This window comes from Klebsiella sp. 141251, from assembly GCF_050600725.1.
In the GTDB taxonomy this organism is placed as follows: domain Bacteria; phylum Pseudomonadota; class Gammaproteobacteria; order Enterobacterales; family Enterobacteriaceae; genus Klebsiella; species Klebsiella aerogenes.
The window spans coordinates 144,502-164,479 of the sequence record NZ_JAQIRG010000006.1 but is presented as its reverse complement, the minus strand read 5'-3'; the positions used below and the strand labels follow the sequence as shown (position 1 = coordinate 164,479).

General features: G+C 57.7%; 20 protein-coding genes and 1 riboswitch. Of the genes, 10 read left to right on the top strand and 10 right to left on the bottom strand.

The window, feature by feature from the left end; genetic code table 11:
* Window positions 1-4 precede the first annotated feature (4 nt).
* Window positions 5-1,501 carry an inorganic phosphate transporter PitA gene (gene pitA, locus PGR09_RS15225; protein WP_045397146.1) on the bottom strand — a complete coding sequence of 499 codons (1,497 nt, stop codon included), beginning with the start codon at window positions 1,499-1,501 and terminating at the stop codon, window positions 5-7.
* Window positions 1,502-1,731: 230 nt separating this feature from the next.
* Here pitA and PGR09_RS15220 point away from each other — a divergent pair, with 230 nt between their 5' ends.
* Window positions 1,732-2,925, top strand: coding sequence for an NAD(P)/FAD-dependent oxidoreductase (locus tag PGR09_RS15220; protein ID WP_430916276.1), 1,194 nt, complete (start codon window positions 1,732-1,734; stop codon window positions 2,923-2,925).
* A gap of 39 nt (window positions 2,926-2,964) precedes the next feature.
* Here PGR09_RS15220 and PGR09_RS15215 read toward each other — a convergent pair whose 3' ends face one another.
* Window positions 2,965-3,978 carry a magnesium transporter gene (locus PGR09_RS15215; protein WP_320482746.1) on the bottom strand — a complete coding sequence of 338 codons (1,014 nt, stop codon included), beginning with the start codon at window positions 3,976-3,978 and terminating at the stop codon, window positions 2,965-2,967.
* A 56-nt stretch (window positions 3,979-4,034) separates the two neighbouring features.
* Window positions 4,035-4,216, bottom strand: a riboswitch (M-box (ykoK) riboswitch).
* A 168-nt stretch (window positions 4,217-4,384) separates the two neighbouring features.
* Between PGR09_RS15215 and PGR09_RS15210 the strand changes: the two genes are divergently transcribed.
* A complete protein-coding gene (locus PGR09_RS15210) occupies window positions 4,385-4,744 on the top strand; it encodes a type II toxin-antitoxin system HicB family antitoxin (RefSeq protein ID WP_015703740.1) in 360 nt (119 codons plus the stop codon).
* A gap of 27 nt (window positions 4,745-4,771) precedes the next feature.
* Here the strand turns inward: PGR09_RS15210 and nikR are convergent, their stop codons facing one another.
* The 7 genes from nikR to PGR09_RS15175 all read right to left on the bottom strand — a co-directional run bounded on the left by nikR (window position 4,772) and on the right by PGR09_RS15175 (window position 11,033).
* A complete protein-coding gene (nikR, locus tag PGR09_RS15205) occupies window positions 4,772-5,173 on the bottom strand; it encodes a nickel-responsive transcriptional regulator NikR (RefSeq protein WP_049059221.1) in 402 nt (133 codons plus the stop codon).
* Window positions 5,161-5,952 (bottom strand): nickel import ATP-binding protein NikE, encoded by a 792-nt coding sequence (nikE, locus tag PGR09_RS15200; protein WP_063415729.1) that lies wholly within the window; start codon window positions 5,950-5,952, stop codon window positions 5,161-5,163. The genes nikR and nikE overlap by 13 nt, the downstream gene beginning before the upstream one ends.
* Window positions 5,949-6,713 carry a nickel import ATP-binding protein NikD gene (gene nikD, locus PGR09_RS15195; RefSeq protein WP_315711774.1) on the bottom strand — a complete coding sequence of 255 codons (765 nt, stop codon included), beginning with the start codon at window positions 6,711-6,713 and terminating at the stop codon, window positions 5,949-5,951. The genes nikE and nikD overlap by 4 nt, the downstream gene beginning before the upstream one ends.
* On the bottom strand, window positions 6,713-7,546 hold the full coding sequence (gene nikC / locus PGR09_RS15190; protein ID WP_063415725.1) for a nickel ABC transporter permease subunit NikC: 834 nt from the start codon (window positions 7,544-7,546) through the stop codon (window positions 6,713-6,715). The genes nikD and nikC overlap by 1 nt, the downstream gene beginning before the upstream one ends.
* Window positions 7,543-8,487, bottom strand: a complete 945-nt coding sequence (gene nikB, locus PGR09_RS15185; protein ID WP_045397197.1) for a nickel ABC transporter permease subunit NikB — start codon at window positions 8,485-8,487, stop codon at window positions 7,543-7,545. Before nikB ends, nikC begins: the two co-directional genes overlap by 4 nt.
* The gene (gene nikA, locus PGR09_RS15180; protein WP_047078857.1) at window positions 8,487-10,055 is read right to left on the bottom strand and encodes a nickel ABC transporter substrate-binding protein; all 1,569 of its coding nucleotides are present in this window, start codon (window positions 10,053-10,055) and stop codon (window positions 8,487-8,489) included. The genes nikB and nikA overlap by 1 nt, the downstream gene beginning before the upstream one ends.
* Window positions 10,056-10,172: 117 nt before the next feature.
* Complete coding sequence (locus PGR09_RS15175) at window positions 10,173-11,033, bottom strand: LysR family transcriptional regulator (RefSeq protein ID WP_049059225.1); 861 nt, start codon at window positions 11,031-11,033, stop codon at window positions 10,173-10,175.
* A 97-nt stretch (window positions 11,034-11,130) separates the two neighbouring features.
* On the opposite strand from PGR09_RS15175, the gene PGR09_RS15170 reads away from it, so the two are divergent.
* From PGR09_RS15170 to arnF, 8 genes are all read left to right on the top strand, one after another.
* A complete protein-coding gene (locus PGR09_RS15170) occupies window positions 11,131-11,637 on the top strand; it encodes a phenolic acid decarboxylase (RefSeq protein ID WP_026612202.1) in 507 nt (168 codons plus the stop codon).
* A gap of 393 nt (window positions 11,638-12,030) precedes the next feature.
* Complete coding sequence (arnB, locus tag PGR09_RS15165) at window positions 12,031-13,170, top strand: UDP-4-amino-4-deoxy-L-arabinose aminotransferase (protein WP_045397116.1); 1,140 nt, start codon at window positions 12,031-12,033, stop codon at window positions 13,168-13,170.
* 1 nt (window position 13,171) lies between these two features.
* Window positions 13,172-14,155 (top strand): undecaprenyl-phosphate 4-deoxy-4-formamido-L-arabinose transferase, encoded by a 984-nt coding sequence (arnC, locus tag PGR09_RS15160; RefSeq protein WP_045397114.1) that lies wholly within the window; start codon window positions 13,172-13,174, stop codon window positions 14,153-14,155.
* The gene (gene arnA, locus PGR09_RS15155) at window positions 14,152-16,137 is read left to right on the top strand and encodes a bifunctional UDP-4-amino-4-deoxy-L-arabinose formyltransferase/UDP-glucuronic acid oxidase ArnA (protein WP_063447380.1); all 1,986 of its coding nucleotides are present in this window, start codon (window positions 14,152-14,154) and stop codon (window positions 16,135-16,137) included. The genes arnC and arnA overlap by 4 nt, the downstream gene beginning before the upstream one ends.
* Window positions 16,134-17,036 (top strand): 4-deoxy-4-formamido-L-arabinose-phosphoundecaprenol deformylase, encoded by a 903-nt coding sequence (arnD, locus tag PGR09_RS15150; RefSeq protein ID WP_045397107.1) that lies wholly within the window; start codon window positions 16,134-16,136, stop codon window positions 17,034-17,036. Before arnA ends, arnD begins: the two co-directional genes overlap by 4 nt.
* Entirely contained in the window at window positions 17,033-18,688 is a 1,656-nt protein-coding gene (gene arnT, locus PGR09_RS15145) for a lipid IV(A) 4-amino-4-deoxy-L-arabinosyltransferase (protein WP_047078859.1), read from the top strand. Before arnD ends, arnT begins: the two co-directional genes overlap by 4 nt.
* The gene (gene arnE / locus PGR09_RS15140; protein ID WP_045397101.1) at window positions 18,685-19,023 is read left to right on the top strand and encodes a 4-amino-4-deoxy-L-arabinose-phosphoundecaprenol flippase subunit ArnE; all 339 of its coding nucleotides are present in this window, start codon (window positions 18,685-18,687) and stop codon (window positions 19,021-19,023) included. The genes arnT and arnE overlap by 4 nt, the downstream gene beginning before the upstream one ends.
* The gene (gene arnF, locus PGR09_RS15135) at window positions 19,023-19,406 is read left to right on the top strand and encodes a 4-amino-4-deoxy-L-arabinose-phosphoundecaprenol flippase subunit ArnF (RefSeq protein WP_045397099.1); all 384 of its coding nucleotides are present in this window, start codon (window positions 19,023-19,025) and stop codon (window positions 19,404-19,406) included. The genes arnE and arnF overlap by 1 nt, the downstream gene beginning before the upstream one ends.
* Here arnF and acpT read toward each other — a convergent pair.
* The gene (acpT, locus tag PGR09_RS15130) at window positions 19,390-19,977 is read right to left on the bottom strand and encodes a 4'-phosphopantetheinyl transferase AcpT (protein WP_047078860.1); all 588 of its coding nucleotides are present in this window, start codon (window positions 19,975-19,977) and stop codon (window positions 19,390-19,392) included. The two genes, arnF and acpT, sit on opposite strands and share 17 nt — an antisense overlap.
* Window position 19,978: the final 1 nt, after the last annotated feature.

The window sequence follows — 19,978 nt, the reverse complement described above, 5'->3', positions numbered from 1 at the left end:
CTGCTTAGATAAGCTTCAGAGCCAGCCAGTACAGCACGCCTGACAGCAAAATGGCTGCCGGCAGGGTGAGTACCCATGCCATCAGGATGCTGGTGACGGTTTTCTTCTGCAGACCGCCGCCATCAACGAGCATCGTCCCCGCAACCGAGGAGGAGAGCACGTGGGTGGTAGAAACAGGCATCCCGGTGTAGCTTGCAAGGCCGATAGACACCGCAGCGGTCATCTGTGCGGACATACCTTGCGCGTAGGTCATACCCTTCTTACCAATCTTCTCGCCGATAGTGGTCGCCACGCGGCGCCAGCCGATCATGGTACCAATACCCAGCGCCAGCGCGACCGCCATAATGATCCAGATTGGCGCGTACTCGATGGTGCTCAGCATATCGGTTTTCAGTTTCTTCAGCAGGCGCTGGTCGTCAGAGCTCACATCCGGCAGTTTGGCCACTTTGTCGGTGGTGTCGGAGATGCAGAGCATAATACGACGCAGCTGGCCGCGCTGATCCACTGACAGCGAATCGTAGCTTTCCGTTCCGGTGAGCATCGTCTTCACGCGGTCAAGCGCGTTGATGGTGTTCGCCGGATGGCAGTGAAACTCGCCGTTGGCCGCGGTGTTGGTTTCCGGTGACGGAACCAGTTGATCAACGCCGGTGGCTTTCTTCAGCAGCTCAGGACGCTGTTGGAAGAAGGTTTCCACGTTGTTGACCGCATCGCGGGTACGAGTGATTTCGTAACCTGACGCGTTCATGTTGACCACGAAGCCCGCCGGCGCGACGCCAATCAGTACCAGCATGACCAGACCAATGCCTTTCTGCCCATCGTTGGCGCCGTGCGAGAACGACACGCCAATAGCGGACAGGATCAGCGCGATACGGGTCCAGAACGGCGGTTTTTTCTTACCGTCTTTCTTTTCGCGTTCCGCTGGGGTCAGGTGGATACGAGCACGTTTTTTGGTACCGCTCCAGTAACGACGCAGAATGAAAATCAGGCCGCCCGCTACCACCAGGCCAACGATCGGCGAGACGATAAGCGAGGCAAAAATGCCGATGACTTTCGGGATATTCAGCGCATCCACCACTGAAGTACCGGTCATCAGCGCATTGGTTAAACCAATACCGATGATGGCGCCAATCAGGGTGTGAGAACTGGAGGCCGGGAGGCCAAAATACCAGGTTCCGAGGTTCCAGATGATGGCCGCCAGCAGCATAGAGAACACCATGGCGAGGCCATGTGCGGAACCCATGTTAAGCAGCAGGTCCGTTGGCAGCATATGCACGATGGCATAGGCTACGCTGAGACCGCCCAGCAGAACGCCGAAAAAGTTGAAGAGTGCCGCCATCGCAACAGCAAGCTGCGACCGCATTGCGCGAGTGTAGATCACCGTTGCAACAGCGTTTGCGGTATCATGAAAACCGTTAATCGCTTCGTAAAACAGTACAAAAGCTAAAGCAAGCAATAATAATAGTCCGGTATGTAAATCCAGACCGGCAAATAAATGTAGCATAGGACGTTACGCCATTTTGAGGACATGAACGCGGCGCATTATCAGTGACTTTAGCGGCGCGGGCAAAGTGAAATATAGACTTTTTTTGATTTTCTTCCTGTTTGGGTTTTACCCGGTTGGGAGTAATCCTATATCTTTCAAAGACGTAACTGAATGTTGTTTTTTTCGTGCTGGTGTGACCAGAGTGAAATATTTACAATTCCCGACAATTCGGGAATGAGGAAAGTTGAGTGGAAAGGTTTGATGCCATTGTAATCGGCGCCGGTGCGGCGGGAATGTTTTGTGCGGCGCAGGCGGGGCAGTTGGGTTGCCGGGTGCTGCTGCTCGATAATGGCAAAAAGCCGGGGCGCAAAATCCTGATGTCCGGCGGCGGACGCTGCAACTTTACCAACATGTATGTCGAACCCGCGGCATATCTCAGCCAAAACCCGCATTTTTGCAAATCTGCGCTGGCGCGCTACACCCAGTGGGATTTTATAGAACTGGTCGGTAAATATGGCATTGCCTGGCATGAGAAAACGCTGGGCCAGCTGTTTTGTGATGATTCAGCGGAGCAAATCGTCAATCTGCTGCTGTCGGAATGTGAAAAAGGCGGCGTACAGATCCGTCTACGTAGCGAAATTCTCAGCGTCGAACGCGATGAACAAGGCTACCGGCTACAGGTGAACGGCGAAACGCTGGCGGCGAAGAAGCTGGTGATCGCCTCCGGCGGCCTGTCGATGCCGGGGCTCGGCGCGTCGCCGTTTGGCTACAAGGTAGCCGAGCAGTTTGGCCTGAAGGTGCTGCCGACCCGCGCCGGGCTGGTGCCATTTACCCTGCATAAACCGCTGCTTGAACAGCTGCAGGTGCTTTCTGGCGTTTCGGTGCCAGCTACCATTACCGCCGAGAACGGTACGCTGTTCCGCGAAAATTTGCTGTTTACCCATCGCGGCCTTTCCGGCCCAGCGGTGCTGCAGATTTCCAGCTACTGGCAGCCCGGCGAGTTTGTCACCGTCAACCTGCTGCCGGACTGCGATCTTGAGGCGTTCCTCAACGAGCAGCGGGGCGCTCATCCGAACCAAAGCCTGAAAAACACCCTTGCAATGCAGTTGCCGAAGCGGCTGGTCGAATGTTTACAGCAGCTTGGGCAGATACCTGATGTGACACTGAAACAACTGAACGTTCGCGATCAGCAGACGCTGGTGGAGACGTTAACTGCCTGGCGCGTGCAGCCGAACGGCACTGAAGGTTATCGTACCGCGGAAGTGACGCTCGGCGGCGTGGATACCAATGAGCTTTCGTCACGCACCATGGAGGCGCGCAAAGCGCCGGGGCTTTACTTTATCGGTGAAGTGATGGACGTCACCGGCTGGCTTGGCGGCTATAACTTCCAGTGGGCGTGGTCAAGCGCCTGGGCCTGCGCGCAGGCATTGGCGGAAATTTAATCCGAGAGCCCGGGCACCCTGGCGCCCGGGCTGTTTCGATCAGTTCAGCCCAAGAAAATACTGGGCGATTTTGAAATAGATAATCAGCCCGGTGCCATCAATCAGCGTGGCGATAAACGGCGCGGAAACCACCGCCGGGTCGATACCGACCCGCTTAAGCAACATCGGAATAACCGAAGACACCACTGCGCTCCACAGAGTAATGCAGACCAGCGTCAGGCTGACGATCAGCGTGATTTCCATGCCAATCCCCATCATCCAGGCGCGCAGGCAGCCCGCCAGACCCAGGGTCAGGGCAATCAGAAACGAGGTCGACACCTCTTTGCGGATAACCCGTCCCATGTCACGTAAGCGGACTTCACCCAACGCCATCGAACGCACCAGCGTTGAGGTTATCTGAGTTCCGCTGTTGCCGCCGGTGCCGATCAGTAACGGGATGAAGAAGGCCAGCGCGATGGCAGATTCCAGCGCCTCTTCAAAATGCTGCAGCACGCTGCTGGTGTAGGCTTCGGCAACAAATAACAGTAGCAGCCAGACCGAGCGTTTCTTCCACAGCGTCCACGGACTGATTTCCAGATACGGTTTTTCCAGCGGTAGCGTCGCCCCTTGCAGCTGGGCGTCTTCGGTGACGTCATCCTCCAGCAGATGGGCTATCTCCTTTTCCATCAGGCAGCCGACCAGCTCGCCTTTATCGACAACCGGCACCAGATCGAGGCCGCGCTCGGTGAGTTCGGCAATGACCTGAGGGCGCTCATCGTCGGGTTTAACGCGGAACAGACAGCTGTCCATCAGGTAGCGAATAGACTGGCCTACCTCTACCTCCTGCAATAGTTTTTTGACTGATAAGCTGCCGCGCAGCTTGTTACCGGCGACGACAAATACCTGGCCGGGGATATCGTCGCTGGCGAGCTGCGAGATAAAGTGTTCACGCGCCTCATGGACGCTGAAATGTTCCTGCAGCGTAATAAAGTCGGTACGCATGTACTGGGCGATCGCATCGCCGTCGAAGCCAGAGGTCGCCTGATGCGCGGCGCAGAGTTGAATGGAAGACATGATTAAAATCCCTATAAAAAATCACTCATAGGGGCGAACAAGACAGGGTTAGCGCAGGCAGATCCCTACGTCCTGGTTTTAGCACTGCATAACGTATCTGAACGGTTAATACCGCCAGAAGTTACCTTGGCAACACCTTGATTCGATGGAAGCCTGTATTTCCCTGAGTGGTCTCTCTCGATACCAACAGGGCGGTAACTTGTATTTATGCAGGAGCCTCGCCATAACGAGATCGTTAAATGAGGCGCCATTATTGGCGAACAGGGATAATTAACAAAGTGTATAGTTTATGTGGTTTATCAACTGTTGATAAACAAAGTTTGCCTGGTAAGAAGTTGACTTCACATTGTGCTATCAGAAAAATGATTTCAGTAGGTGAACTCATGCGGCAAGGAGGGGTAAAACCATGATCAAACCTAAAACGCCAAATTCAATGGAGATTGCCGGGCAGCCTGCTGTTATCAACTACGTGCCTGAACTCAATGCATTCCGCGGTAAGTTCCTGGGATTATCAGGATATTGCGATTTTGTTTCCGATAGCATTCAAGGGTTACAACAGGAGGGCGAGATATCATTACAGGAATATCTTGCTGATTGTCGTGAAGCGGGCATCGAGCCTTACGCTCAGCCGGAAAAGCTGAAAACCTTCACATTGCGCTATCCTGAATCATTTGGTGAGCGTCTTAGCTCCGCCGCTGCAGAGGAGCAGGTTTCCGTAAATACCTGGATCCTTGAGACGCTCAATGAACGTCTCAAACAGGCTTAAAACAGTCTGCATCAAATTGCCATCGTTTTAATTATCATCCGCTAAACACTGCAAATGCCCATGCCGCACGCCGCGCTGGGCAATCACCTCGTCGGCAAAATGCTGTACTTCGTCCATGTTGCCTTTCAGCACCGCGATCTCCAGACAGTCATCATGATTGATGTGGACATGTAACGTGGCGACCGAGAGATCGTGATGCTGATGCGAAGAGGCGACCAGCCGGCTCGCCAGTTCGCGTTTTTCATGCTCATACACGTACGACAGGACCGCATAGCCGCGCTGCGCCGCCTGTTGCAGCGGATTGTGGTGAAGCGCGTCACGCAGAATATCGCGCACCGCTTCTGAGCGGTTGTGATAGCCGCGGTGGGCACTGTGCGCGTCGAGCGCGGCCAGCAGGTCATCATCCAGAGTCAGGGTTACGCGCTGCATGGCATGGCCTCGTTAAGCAGAGTGTGGGGAAAGGGCGGGAGCACCGCGCGCTGTAGCGCCTGTCCGGCAGCGGATGTAAGGCGCAGCGGCAGACTAACCGTTGCCGTTTCGACGATACGTCCGCTCTCCATCACCAGCACGCGCTGGCAAAAACGCTCCACCAGCCGCAGGTCGTGGGTGATGAACAGGCAGGCGGTGGCGAACTGCGCCTGCAGGCGTTTGAGCAGGGCGATAATTTCCGCCTGAAGCATCAGATCGAGATTCGATACCGCTTCGTCGAGAATTAATAGCTGCGGCCGGACCACCAGCGCCCGCGCCAGGCACACGCGCTGCAGCTGTCCGCCGCTGAGCTGCGCCGGACGCTTGTCGAGCAGCGCCGGGGCGAGGTCAACCGCCAGCAGCATCTCCTCCACCCGCTGCGTACGCTCATCGCGCGATAAACTAAACAGGTGCCGCAGCGGCTCGTTGATAATCTCGCGCACCGTTTTGCGCGGATTCACCGCGCTAATGGCATCCTGAAACACCAACTGAATATCGCGGCGAAAGGCGCCGATCGCCTCCCCCTTCAGGGAGGTCAGCGACGCGCCGCGCCAGGCGACCTCGCCATACCGCGGCGTTTCGAGACCGACCAGCATCCGCGCCAGGGTACTTTTGCCGCAGCCGCTGCGCCCGAGCAGCGCCATCGTTTCACCGGAGGCGATGTCGAACTGGATATCGCGCAATACCGGGCCATGATGGGGGTAATCGTGGCTCACTGCGTTTACGCTGAGTAAATTCATGGTGTTTTCTCCAGGCCATACAGCGCCAGATGGGCGGCCAGCAGGCGCTGGCTGAGCGGGTGCTGCGGGGCGCTAAATAGCGTGTTAACGTCGCAGCGTTCAACAATACGACCGTTTTCCATCACCGCCACGTCATGCGCCAGACGGGCGACAACGCCCATATCATGGGTCACCAGTAGCAGTCCCTGCCCGCGATTGGCGACGATATCCGCCAGCAGGTTGAGAATGCGCGCCTGGGCGACGGCATCAAGGTCGGTGGTCGGTTCATCGGCGATAATAAACGGCGCGCGGCTGAGCAGGGCCAGGGCCACCATCATCCGCTGCAGCATGCCGCCGCTCATCTCGAAGGGATAACGCTTAAGTAGCGAGAGAGGATTTTCCAGTCCCACTTCTTCCATCGTTGCCAGCAGGGCGGCGTTATTGACTTCGTAACCCGTCGCCCGACAGGTTTCCCGCGCATGCGCCGCCATGGTGTGCAGCGGATTAAAGGCGCTGCGCGGATTTTGCATAATGGTGGCGATGGTCGCGCCGCGCAGCTGTTCGCCGTACACCGGGATACCGTCGAGCAGCACCCGGCCCGCGGTTTGCCTGACGCCAGGCGGTAAAATACCGAGCGTGGCGGCGCAGGTCAGCGATTTACCGCTGCCGCTACTGCCGAGCAGCGCCAGCACCTGACCGCGGCGCAGGGTAAGGGAAACGTCGCTGACCAGCGGACGGTCGGCGACGAGCGAAAGTTGTTCCAGTTGGATCTTTTGCGGCATCAGTGGTTATGCTCCGCGATCAGCTGAGGATCGAGACGATCGCGCAGCGCGTCGCCCACCAGATTAAAAGCCATCACGCTGATAAACAGCGCCAGTCCGGGCCAGACCATTTGCAGCGGCTGCGTCCAGATGTACTGGCGGGCGTCGTTGATCATCACCCCCCATTCCGCCGTTGGCGCGCTGACGCCGAGGCCGAGGAACGACATCCCGGCTACGTGGAGCATCATATGACCGATATCCAGCGAGGCGAGCACCAGCAGCGAAGGGAGCACCGCACCGGCCAGATGGTCACGGAACAATGGCCAATGGCCCGCGCCGCTCAGGCGCGCGGCGAGAATAAACTCGCGCTGGCGCAGAGAGACCACCAGGTTACGCACCATCCTTGCGTACCAGGCCCAGTGCGACAGCGCAATGGCGATAATCACGTTGCTAAGACCGGTACCGAGTACGCCGACCATAAAGAACGAGAGTATTGAAGTCGGGAAGGTCATAAATAGCTCGGCCAGGCGCATCAGGCCGCGATCGACGCGGCCGCCCACCATCCCGGCGCTGCCGCCGACCGTAAGGCCTATCAGCAGCACCAGCAGCAGGCAGGCCATCACCGCGCCCAGCGAGACGCGGGTGGCGGCCAGCAGGCGCGAGAAAATATCACGGCCGAGGTGATCGGTACCGAGCCAGTGGGCCTCGCCTGGAGAGAGCAGACGTTGATGGAGATCGATGGCCGCCGGGTCATAGGGCAGCCACCAGCCGCTGCTCATGGCGATTGCCGCCAACAGCACAATAATGAGTAGCGCCAGTTTTACCGGCCAGCGGAAGGTCGCGAACAGCGTCATACGGCGGCCTCCTCATGGCGGCGCAGGCGCGGATCGAGCGCGGCGTTAAGCAGGTCGACCGCCAGATTGGCCAGCACGAACACCGCCACCATCATCAGGGTAAAGCATTGGATTACCGGGTAGTCGCGATTGAAAATCGCGGAAACCGCATAGCGACCGACGCCGGGCCAGGCGAAGATATTTTCGATGATCATCGTGCCGCCAATCAGCTCGCCGATGTGCATACCCAGCGCCGTCACCACCGGCAAGGTCGCGTTACGCAGCACGTGTCGCCGCTCAATCTGACCTTCGCTCAGCCCGCGCAGACGCGCCCAGACCACGTGGCGCTGACTGGACACTTCCAGCATGCTGGCGCGCAGTAGGCGAGCATTGATCGCCAGCGACATCAGGGCGATGGAGAACGCCGGCAGCAGCAGATGTCGCCAGCCGCCGTAGCCCATCGCCGGTAGCCAGCGCAGATGGACGGAAAAGAACATTACCAGCAAAAACGCCAGCCAGAAGTTGGGCATTGAGACACCGAGGAAGGCAATCAAACGTACGGCGAAATCGGGTAATCGGTCGCGATGGCGCGCGGCCCAGATCCCCAGCGGTAGCGAGGTCAGCAGAATAATCACCAGCGCCGCGCCGGTGAGCTGCAGCGTCGCCGGCAGAAAATGGAGCAGGTCGTCCAGCACCGGGCGCTGGCTGGCGTAGGAGACGCCGAAATCGAGATGTAGCGCGCGCCACAGCCAGTGTAGATACTGCCGCGCCAGCGGCTGATTGAGCCCGAGCTGCTCGCGGGTAGCGGCAATCATTTCGCTGGTGGGCGGCACGTTGGAGAGGCGCAAATAGTCCAGCGCCGGGTCGCCGGCGCCAAGACGTAACAACAGGAAGATGATCGCCGAGGCGGCAAGCAGCATCAACGGCAGCGGGAGCAGGCGGCGAAGAAGATATTTCAGCATCATGGCGCCACCGGCGTAATCAGCTCTAACGGCAGATCGGTGGTCACCGGCGCGAAGGGCACTTCGCCCAGCGTTTTGCGGGCGACGGACATCAGCGAGACGTAGCTTATCGGCAGATAGACCGCTTCGTTGTGCAGACGGGTGAGGATATCGCGATACAGTTCGCGACGGCGGCTCTCGTCGGTGGTGGTCAGGACCTCTCCTATCTCTTGATCAATGATTGCCTTATCCGGCAGGCCACGCTGCGCCTGATAGTCGGCGTGCGAAGGGACGCGCATCGAACTCATAAACGCGTGCGGGTCGAACGGCGCTCCCCAGGTATGGTTGAAGATCATCGTGAAGCGGCCATCGTGCTGGCGGGCATAGATACTGCTCTCCTCTTCGCCGACCAACCCGACATCGATACCTACCTGGCGCAGGTCGGCCTGGATGATTTCCGCCATCGACTTAGCCAGCGCATCGGTGCCGATAAAAGCCAGTTCAAGTCGCAACGGGCGCCCGTCTTTTTCACGAATATCCTTGCCGGGCGTTAGCGTCCAGCCGGCGTTTTCCAGTAGCGTACGGGCCTTATCCGGATTGAAGCGGCGCGCCAGCAGGTTATCCGGCGCGTAAGGTACCGAGGGCGCGAAAAGCGTATCGGCGACCTGCTGAGTGCCGTACAGCACGCCGTCAATGAGCGCCTGTTTATTGACGGCATAGTTAAGCGCCTCGCGTACCGCCAGTTCATTCGTTGGCGCTTGCAGCGTATTGAGCGCCAGCATCACGGTTTGCGTCGGGGCGGAAAGACGCGTGCGGTACGCGTCCTGCTGGCGAAAACGGGCGAACGTATCCAGCGGCAGTAGCCCTTCATCACCATACAGCAGATCAACTTCACCGGTTTCAAAGGCGACCGCCCGGCTGGTGGCATCGGGGATCACTTTCACGGTGACTTTCTCAAGCGCCGGTTTTTTTCCCCAGTAGCGCGGGTTGCGTACCAGTACATCCTGCTGATTAAGCTGCGAGCTGGCCAGCATCCACGGACCGGTGCCGATGGGCGCCTTGATGCCTCGTTGGGTACTACCGTCAACAAACTGCGAGGGGGCGATAAAACGAAACGGGCGGGGAAGGGCGAGTTCCTGCAGGAACGGGTAGTAGGCGCTTTTCAGGGTGATTTGTAGTTCGTTATCGCTGAGCGCTTGAACGTCCGTTATCTGATTGGTCAACTCCAGCCAGGCGTGCCGCTGGCGGTTGGCCAGCACCGCCTGAAAATTGGCCACCGCGGCCTGGGCGTTAAAAGGTTCGCCGTTGGAGAAGTAGACATCATCACGTAGGGTGAAACGCCAGATTTTACCATCGGCTGAGTGGATCCAGCGGGTAGCCAGCCAGGGGGTAACCCGGCCATTAGCCTGATATTTGACTAGCGGCTCATACACCATACTTTGGGCGAACATTTGGTTCGGCGTATACAGATGTGGATTGAGAGGACCGACGTTAACCGGCCAGGCGATGGCGATTTCATGCATGGCGGCGGGCGCGAGCAGAGGAATGCAGGCGCAGAGCGCCAGCAAGGTGGTGCGGAAAATAGACAAGGTTTACATCCAGAAGGAACGAAAAGTATGACGATTTTAATAATTTGTCATACTTAAGGAGTAACCTGGATCAATATGTTGGGAGAAAACCATAACAAAATCATATGTAGCATATGATTACGATTGTCTGAACAAATCCAACAGGGTGGTGACCTGTTCATCGAGCGGCGCCAGGTCCCGCTTGACTATCAAATGCAGCGGCGTGGCGCGGCGGGCGCCATGGCTCAGCGGCAGCGCTTTCAGCACGCCCTGTTCCAGATGTGCGCGTATCCGCTCCTCCGGCAACCAGCCGAATCCCACCTGATACAGCACCGCATCAATGGCGGCATCAATAGTAGAAAAGGTCCAGGCATCGCGGGTGGATGAGGCATCGCCGCTACGGTCGGCAATGCGGATCAGCGGCCAGGGGGCCAGCGCGTTGTCGTCCAGCAATTCATCCGATTGCGACAGCGGATGGTCGCGATGGGCGACCGCGATAAAGTCGATATTCATCAGCCATTCGCCGCGTCCGGTAATATCCTGGCGACGGGTTAAGACCATCACGTCGGCCTCGCTGCGGGCGGCGCTTGCCTCATCGACGTTTTCCAGCACTTCGGTCAGCCGAACCTGAGTTTGCGGGTAGCGTTGCTGAAACTGACGCAGAATGGCGAACAGCCGCTGGCGGGGGAAAATGCTGTCGACGACCAGATCCAGACGGGTGCGCACGCCGTTGCGCAGCGTCGCGGCGTGGGTCTCAACCCACGAAAAGGCCTTCAGTAACGGTTTCACCTGATTGAGCAGCAGTTCGCCAGCGGGCGTCAGCACCGCTCGCCGTCCGGACGGCGCCAGCAGCGCCACTCCTAAACGTTCCTGCAGCAGCGCCAGGTTATAGCTCACCGAAGACTGGCTGCGGTTGGTCTCTTCCGCGGCTTTGGCAAAGCTGCCCAGCTCAATCACTTTTTCCAATAGCGCCCATTGTTCCAGCGTGGTCTTGTGCATGATTCATCTAAAAATTAGATTATTTTAATCCAAACATAGCGTTATTCATTCAATTTTTAAAGCCGTATTCTTACCTCAACGAAACAGAGGAGAATAAATAATGAGCACTTTTGACAAACATGACCTCAGCGGCTTTATCGGTAAACATCTGGTTTATACCTACGACAACGGCTGGAACTACGAAATTTACGTTAAAAATGGCACCACTCTGGACTATCGTATTCACAGCGGCATCGTTGCCAACCGTTGGGTGAAAGACCAGCATGCGTACATCGTGCGGGTAGGCGAAAGCATTTATAAAATTTCCTGGACCGAACCAACCGGTACCGACGTCAGCCTGATCGTCAACCTGGGCGACAAACTGTTCCACGGCACTATATTCTTCCCCCGCTGGATCATGAATAACCCGGAAAAAACCGTCTGCTTCCAGAACGATCATATTCCGTTAATGAACGCCTATCGTGACGCCGGCCCGGCCTACCCGACCGAAGTGATTGATGAATTCGCGACTATCACCTTTGTTCGCGATTGTGGCGCGGATAATAACGATGTAATTAATTGCCCGGCTAATGAATTACCCGCAGATTTTCCTGCAAATTTGTAATACAGCAGAAATAATTCTGTGATCTAACACTAATTTTTACCGATAGATTAAAACGTAAATAAATATTTATTGCGGGCTGGTTGACGATTCGTTTACTTTCACCCGTTAAGCCCCAGTTTTCTCTATGAAACTGGGGCTTTTTGCTGCTGATTCCTGTCATAAGAAAATACTATCTATCTGATTCTCAATGAGATATTACTATTCTCGCGAAAAATATTAATTTCTTAATATTATCCTAAGCAACAGCGACTAGATTTATAACCGTCGAAATACCCTGGAATGAAATGTGGCGGTGAACCGACTTCATTTTCATTTTGTTTAAGTCCGCTGGCGCAGGATATTTCTTTCTACCGGCCCCCTTTTTTAGTGGGTTATTAATAGAACAGGAAAAAGATGAGCGAATTTCTGCCGTTTTCGCGCCCGTCGATGGGCGACGCAGAGCTGGCTGCGCTGCGTGAAGTTTTGCAATCAGGATGGATTACTACCGGTCCTAAAAACCAGGCGCTGGAAGAGGCATTTTGCCAACTGACCGGCAACCGCCACGCCATCGCCGTCAGCTCCGCTACCGGCGGTATGCACGTCACGCTAATGGCGATGGGCATTGGCCCTGGCGACGAAGTGATCACCCCTTCGCAAACCTGGGTGTCGACGCTGAATATGATCTGTCTGCTGGGCGCTACGCCGGTGATGATCGATGTCGATCACGATAATCTGATGATTACCCCCGAGGCGGTGGAAGCGGCGATCACCTCGCGGACGAAAGCGATTATTCCCGTCCACTACGCGGGCGCGCCTGCGGATATCGATGCGATCCGCGCCGTTGGCGAGCGCCACGGTATTCCGGTTATCGAAGATGCCGCGCATGCCGCGGGAACGCACTATAAGGGCCGCCACGTCGGCTGGCGCGGCACCGCGATTTTCTCGTTCCACGCGATCAAAAATATGACCTGCGCCGAAGGGGGGCTTATCGTCACCGATGATGACGAGCTGGCTTCCCGCATCCGCAGCCTCAAATTCCACGGCCTGGGCGTTGACGCCTACGACCGCCAGACCCACGGCCGAGCGCCGCAGGCGGAAGTGATTACCCCCGGCTTCAAATACAATCTGGCCGATATCAACGCCGCGCTGGCGCTGGTGCAGTTGGATAAGCTGGCGCAGGCGAATCAACGTCGCGCTGCAATCGCCCAGCGCTACCTGCGCGAGCTGGCTGATACCCCGTTTAAGCCGCTGACCGTTCCGGCATGGGATCACCAGCACGCCTGGCACCTGTTTATTATCCGCGTTGATGAAGCGGCCTGCGGCATCAGCCGCGATGCCCTGATGGAAAAACTCAAAGCCATGGGCATAGGCACCGGTCTGCACTTCCGCGCGGCCCATACGCAAAAGTATTACCGCGAGCGTTTTCCTGAAGTTTCGTTACCGAATACCGAATGGAACAGCGCGCGCATTTGTTCCATCCCGCTGTTCCCGGATATGACCGACGACGATGTCACCCGCGTCATTACCGCGCTACATCAGTTGTCAGGACGTTGATATGCTTACTTATCCTCCCGTAAAAAAAGTCTCGGTGGTTATCCCGGTTTATAACGAACAGGATAGTCTGCCGGAGCTGCTGCGTCGTACCGACGCCGCCTGTGCGACGCTAGGGCGCCAATATGAAATTCTGCTGATCGACGACGGCAGCAGCGACGATTCCGCGCGCATGCTGACCGAGGCCGCCGAAGCCGAAGGCAGCCACGTGGTGGCGGTGCTGTTGAACCGTAACTACGGCCAGCACTCGGCGATTATGGCCGGTTTCAGCCATGTCACCGGCGATCTGATCATCACCCTCGATGCCGACCTGCAAAACCCGCCGGAAGAGATCCCGCGGCTGGTGGAAAAAGCCGATGAAGGATACGACGTGGTCGGTACCGTGCGCCAGAACCGTCAGGACAGCATCTTCCGTAAATCTGCCTCGAAGATGATTAACCGCCTGATCCAGCGTACCACCGGTAAAGCCATGGGGGACTACGGCTGCATGTTGCGCGCCTATCGCCGCCATATCATCGACGCCATGCTCAACTGCCATGAGCGCAGCACCTTTATCCCGATTCTGGCGAATACTTTCGCCCGCCGGGCGGTCGAGATCCCGGTGATGCACGCCGAGCGCGAATTCGGCGACTCCAAATACAGCTTCATGCGTCTGATTAACCTGATGTATGACCTGGTGACCTGTCTGACCACCACCCCGCTGCGTTTACTGAGCATTTTCGGCAGCGTGATAGCCCTGTTGGGCTTCGCCTTCGGCCTGCTGCTGGTGGTGCTGCGTCTGGCCTTCGGTCCACAGTGGGCGGCGGAAGGGGTGTTCATGCTCTTCGCCGTGCTGTTCATGTTTATCGGCGCCCAGTTTGTCGGTATGGGCCTGCTCGGGGAGTATATCGGCCGCATCTATAACGATGTCCGCGCCCGTCCCCGTTACTTTATTCAACGTGTTGTTCGTCAGCCGGAAACGGCGTCTCAAGAGGAAGATCGTTCATGAAAGCAGTAGTCTTCGCTTATCACGATATGGGTTGCGCAGGTATTCAGTCACTGCTGGATGCCGGTTATGAAATCGCCGCTATTTTTACCCATCCGGATAACCCTGGCGAAAACCATTTCTTTGGTTCCGTTGCCCGTATTGCCGCCGAGCAAGGTATCCCGGTATGGGCGCCGGAAGATGTTAACCATCCGCTGTGGATTGAACGTATTCGCGAGATGAAGCCGGATGTGCTGTTCTCGTTCTACTACCGCAACCTGCTGTGCGATGAGATCCTGAATATCGCGCCGAAGGGGGCTTTCAACCTGCATGGTTCTCTGCTGCCGAAATACCGCGGTCGTGCGCCGCTGAACTGGGTGCTGGTCAACGGCGAAAGTGAAACCGGCGTGACCCTGCATCGAATGGTTAACCGCGCCGACGCGGGCGATATCGTCGCCCAACAAGCTGTGGCTATCGGTCCGGATGAAGCGGCGCTGGCGCTGCACCGTAAACTGTGCGCCGCCGCCTCCGATCTGCTGGGCCAGGCGCTGCCGGCTATTCGTGAGGGTAAGACTCAGGAACGCGCGCAGGACCACAGCCAGGCGACCTACGTTGGCCGTCGTACCCCGGAAGATGGGCGTCTCGATTGGGACAAACCGGCGCAGACTCTGCACAATCTGGTGCGCGCGGTGTCCGATCCGTGGCCGGGCGCTTTCGCCTATGCCGGCGCGAACAAATTTATCGTCTGGAAATCCCGCGTGCGCGCCGACCTGCCGGCAGCCAAGCCCGGCACCGTGATCTCTGTCGCGCCGCTGGTGGTTGCCTGTCAGCAGGGGGCGCTGGAAATCGTCACCGGCCAGACCGAACGCGGCGTTTATATGCAGGGTACCCAACTGGCGCAGGCGCTGGGGCTGGTGACCAGCGCGGTACTGAGCAGCAAACCGGTGGTGGCGATTAAGCGCCGTACCCGCGTGCTGATTCTCGGCGTTAACGGCTTTATCGGTAACCATCTGACCGAACGTCTGTTGCAGGACGACAACTATGAGATTTACGGCCTGGATATCGGCTCTGACGCCATCAGCCGTTTCCTCGATAACCCGCGTTTCCACTTCGTGGAAGGCGATATCAGTATCCACTCCGAGTGGATCGAATACCACATTAAGAAATGCGACGTGGTACTGCCGCTGGTCGCGATCGCCACGCCTATCGAATACACCCGTAACCCGCTGCGCGTGTTCGAGCTGGATTTCGAAGAGAACCTGAAAATTATCCGCGACTGCGTGAAATACAATAAGCGCATCATCTTCCCGTCGACCTCGGAAGTGTACGGCATGTGCACCGACAAAAACTTCGACGAAGATACCTCCAATCTGGTGGTCGGGCCGATCAACAAACAGCGTTGGATCTACTCGGTTTCTAAGCAGCTGCTGGACCGCGTGATCTGGGCCTACGGCGATAAGAACGGCCTCAAGTTCACCCTGTTCCGTCCGTTCAACTGGATGGGGCCGCGTCTGGATAACCTTAATGCCGCGCGTATCGGTAGCTCCCGCGCCATCACTCAGCTGATCCTTAATCTGGTGGAAGGTTCGCCGATTAAGCTTATCGAAGGCGGCAAGCAGAAGCGCTGCTTCACCGATATCAGCGATGGTATCGAAGCGCTGTTCCGCATCATTGAGAATAAAGATGGTCGCTGCGATGGTCAGATCATCAACATCGGTAACCCGGAAAACGAAGCGAGCATCAAAGAGCTGGCGGAAATGCTGCTTGCCTGCTTCGAGCGCCACCCGCTGCGCGATCGCTTCCCGCCGTTCGCCGGTTTCCGTGAAGTGGAAAGCAGCGATTACTACGGTAAAGGCTACCAGGACGTTGAGCATCGTAAGCCGAGCATTCGTAACGCAAAACGCTGCCTGAACTGGGAACCGACCGTCGAGATGGAAGAGACCGTTGAGCATACTCTGGACTTCTTCCTGCGCACCGTTGAGCTCACGGACGATAAAAACTCATGAAACAAGTCGGCTTACGCATAGATGTCGATACCTTTCGCGGGACGCGTGATGGCGTACCGCGGCTGCTGGCCCTGCTGGGCAAGCATGGAATTCAGGCAAGCTTCTTTTTCAGCGTCGGGCCGGACAATATGGGGCGCCATTTATGGCGCCTGGTAAAACCGAAGTTTCTGTGGAAAATGCTGCGCTCTAACGCGGCGTCGCTGTACGGCTGGGATATTCTGCTGGCCGGTACCGCGTGGCCGGGGCGCAGGATTGGCGCGGGTAACGAAGAGGTTATTCGCGCCGCCGCGCAGATCCATGAAGTGGGTCTGCATGCCTGGGACCACTACAGCTGGCAGGCATGGAGCGGCGTGTGGCCGCAGGAACGTCTGACGCTGGAAGTGGAACGCGGTCTGCTCGAACTGGAACGCATTATCGGTCGCCCGGTAACCTGCTCAGCCGTCGCCGGCTGGCGTGCCGACCAGCGGGTGGTAAAAGCGAAAGAATCCTTCGATTTCCTCTACAACAGCGATTGTCGCGGCACGCGGCCATTCCTGCCGCAGCTTGGCGGCGGGGCCTCCGGCACCGTACAAATCCCGGTGACGCTTCCCACCTGGGATGAAGTGGTCGGTAGCGCCGTAGATAGCGCTGGCTTTAACCGCTATCTGCTGGACTGCATCCATCGCGACAAGGGAACGCCGGTCTATACCATCCACGCCGAAGTGGAAGGCATTGCCTACGCCGACCAGTTCGATGCGCTGCTGGCCATGGCGGAGGAAGAAGAAATACAATTTTGCCCACTGAGCCAGCTGTTGCCCGCTGACTTTAGCGAGCTGCCGTCAGGCAAAGTGGTCCGTGGTGAACTGGCTGGCCGGGAAGGTTGGCTTGGACGTGAACAATTACTGGGCTCGGGTGTATGAAAAGCATTCGTTATGGCGTCTCTCTGGTTGTACTCTTTGCGCTGTATTACTTATTGCCGTTAAATTTCCGTTTGCTGTGGCAGCCTGATGAAACCCGTTATGCCGAGATCAGCCGTGAAATGCTGGCCTCCGGCGACTGGGTGGTGCCGCATCTGCTGGGCCTGCGTTACTTTGAAAAGCCGATTGCCGGTTACTGGATTAACAGTATTGGCCAGTGGCTGTTCGGCCATAATAACTTCGGCGTGCGTTTCGGTGCGGTTTTCGCCATTACCGTCAGCGCGTTGCTGGTGGCGTGGCTGGCGTGGCGTATTTTCCGCGATAAACGCGTGGCGATCCTGTCGCCGGTTATCTTCCTCACCGCGATGCTGGTCTACGCGATTGGCACCTATGCGGTGCTGGATCCGATGATCACCATGTGGATGGCGCTGGCGATGTGCAGCTTCTGGGGTGCCTCCCAGGCGCAGAGCCGCGGCGGGAAGTTGTTGGGTTATATCGTACTGGGCTTCGCCTGCGGGATGGGGGTGATGACCAAGGGTTTCCTGGCGCTGGCGGTACCGGTAGTTGGCGTGCTGCCGTGGGTGATTGCGCGTAAGCGCTGGCGCGAGGTGCTAACCTACGGTTGGCTGGCGGTGGTGGTCTGTACGTTGGTGGTGCTGCCGTGGGGATTGGCTATCGCTAATCGCGAACCGGATTTCTGGCGCTATTTCTTCTGGGTCGAACATATCCAACGTTTCGCCGAGAAAGACGCGCAGCATAAAGCGCCCTTCTGGTACTACATTCCGTTCCTGATAGCCGGCAGCCTGCCGTGGCTGGCGCTGCTGCCGGGCGCGCTCAAGCGCGGCTGGAGCGAACGCGATGATGCCCGCGGCGCGCTGTATCTGCTAGGCTGGGTGGCGATGCCGTTCCTGTTCTTCAGCATCGCCAAAGGAAAACTGCCGACCTACATTCTGCCGTGCTTTATGCCGCTGTCGATTTTGATGGCCCGCTACGCGCTGGATGCCGCGAAGGCGGGGGCGAAAGCGCTGCGCATCAACGGCATGATCAACCTCGGTTTTGGTCTGATTGGCCTGGTCGCGGTGCTGGTGGTCTCACCGTGGGGCGTCATGCATAAACCGGTGTGGACGAAGATCGAGCTGTATAAATGTCTGCTGGCGGCGATCGCCTTTGCCGTATGGGCGCTAATGGGCTGGTTGGCAATCAAGGACAACGGTCGTCGCTGGCCGCTGGCCGCCATCTGCCCGCTGGGGCTGGCGCTGCTGGTGGGCTTCGCTATTCCGGATCGGGTTATTGACAGTAAACAGCCGCAGTTCCTGGTGGATATCGTGAGTGAATCGTTGGCGCCAAGCCGCTATGTACTGACCAACAGCGTCGGTATCGGCGCGGGGCTGGCGTGGGAGCTCAAGCGTGACGACATCATCCTGTATGACAAGCAGGGGGAGCTAAAATATGGCCTCGGCTGGCCGGATGCGCAGAGCAAATTCCTGGCGACTCACGAATTTGCTGATTGGCTGGCAGCGCACCGCCAGCAGGGACCCATCTCTCTGGTGCTGCTGATGGATAAAGGTGAAACGATGAACGAACTGGCGTTACCGAAACCTGATAACTCCTACGTGCTGGGGCGCGTGGTATTTATTCAGTATCTGCCGCAATGAGTGTCTGGTTCTGTCTGGTACTCGCCAGCCTGCTTAGCTGCGCCGGTCAGTTGTGCCAGAAGCAGGCAACCCGGCCGTCCCGTAGCGGACGGCGCGGGCGGCATATCCTGGTCTGGTTGGGATTAGCCCTGCTGGCGCTCGGCGGCGGTATGCTGCTGTGGCTGGGGGTACTGCAGGCAATCCCGGTCGGTATTGCCTATCCGATGCTGAGCCTCAATTTTGTCTGGGTGACGCTGGCGGCATGGGGCATCTGGCGCGAGCCAGTGGCGCGCCGCCACTGGCTTGGCGTCGGGCTGATCGTCGTCGGTATCGCCGTTCTGGGGAGTAGCGTCTGATGGGTTTAATCTGGGCGTTATTGAGCGTTGGCCTGGTCAGCGGCGCACAGCTGCTGTTGCGCAGCGCGATGGTCGAACTGCCGCCGTTGACCGATATCCTGACCTTCCTCAATCATCTGCTGCATTTTCGCACTGGTACCTTCAGCCTGGGTTTCGGCCTGGTTGGCTATCTGCTGTCGATGGTCTGCTGGTATTTCGCGCTACACCGCTTACCGCTGGCCAAAGCTTACGCGCTGCTAAGCCTGAGCTACATTCTGGTGTGGGCCGCCGCCATCTGGCTGCCCGGCTGGCATGAACCGTTTTACTGGCAATCGCTGCTGGGCGTGCTGATTATTATCGCTGGCGTGCTGACTATCTTCTGGCCGGTTAAGCCGCGCCGTTAAAACATTGAATGCGCGCCGCCGTCAATGAAAACGGCGTTGGCGTACAGACCGCAATACTTAACCCTTCATACTGAATCTGGCTTAAAGACAGCGCGCCGTGAAAGGCGCTGTCAACAGAGACCATCTGCCAGGCGCTGCCGCCGCGCTGTTTCACCAGGGCCTCTTTGCGCGTCCAGATACGCCAGAAGGCGACTAACCGCCGCTCCGGCGGTTCACGCTCCAGTTCCTGGTGCTCGCCTTCGCTGAACAGGGCGTTAGCCAGCCGCTGCCAGCCGTTGCGCGGGCGAATCACTTCAATGTCGCAGCCAACTTCGCCTTCATCGCTCAACAGCAGAGCAATATGGTCGCCGCTGTGGCTAAGGTTAAACCACCGCCCGCTACCGGGCGGGAATGCCGGTTTACCCTCTTCGCCATACTGAATATCCATTAGCGGGGTAGTCGCATGCGCCAGCAGCGCGCGCCCGGCAAGCCAGCTGGCCCGCCGCGGGCCGTCCGGCGCCTGCGCCATCAGCACCGGCGGCAGCGGCAGGGCGCTAAGGGTTGAGATGTGGCCGAGGATAAGCTGATACATC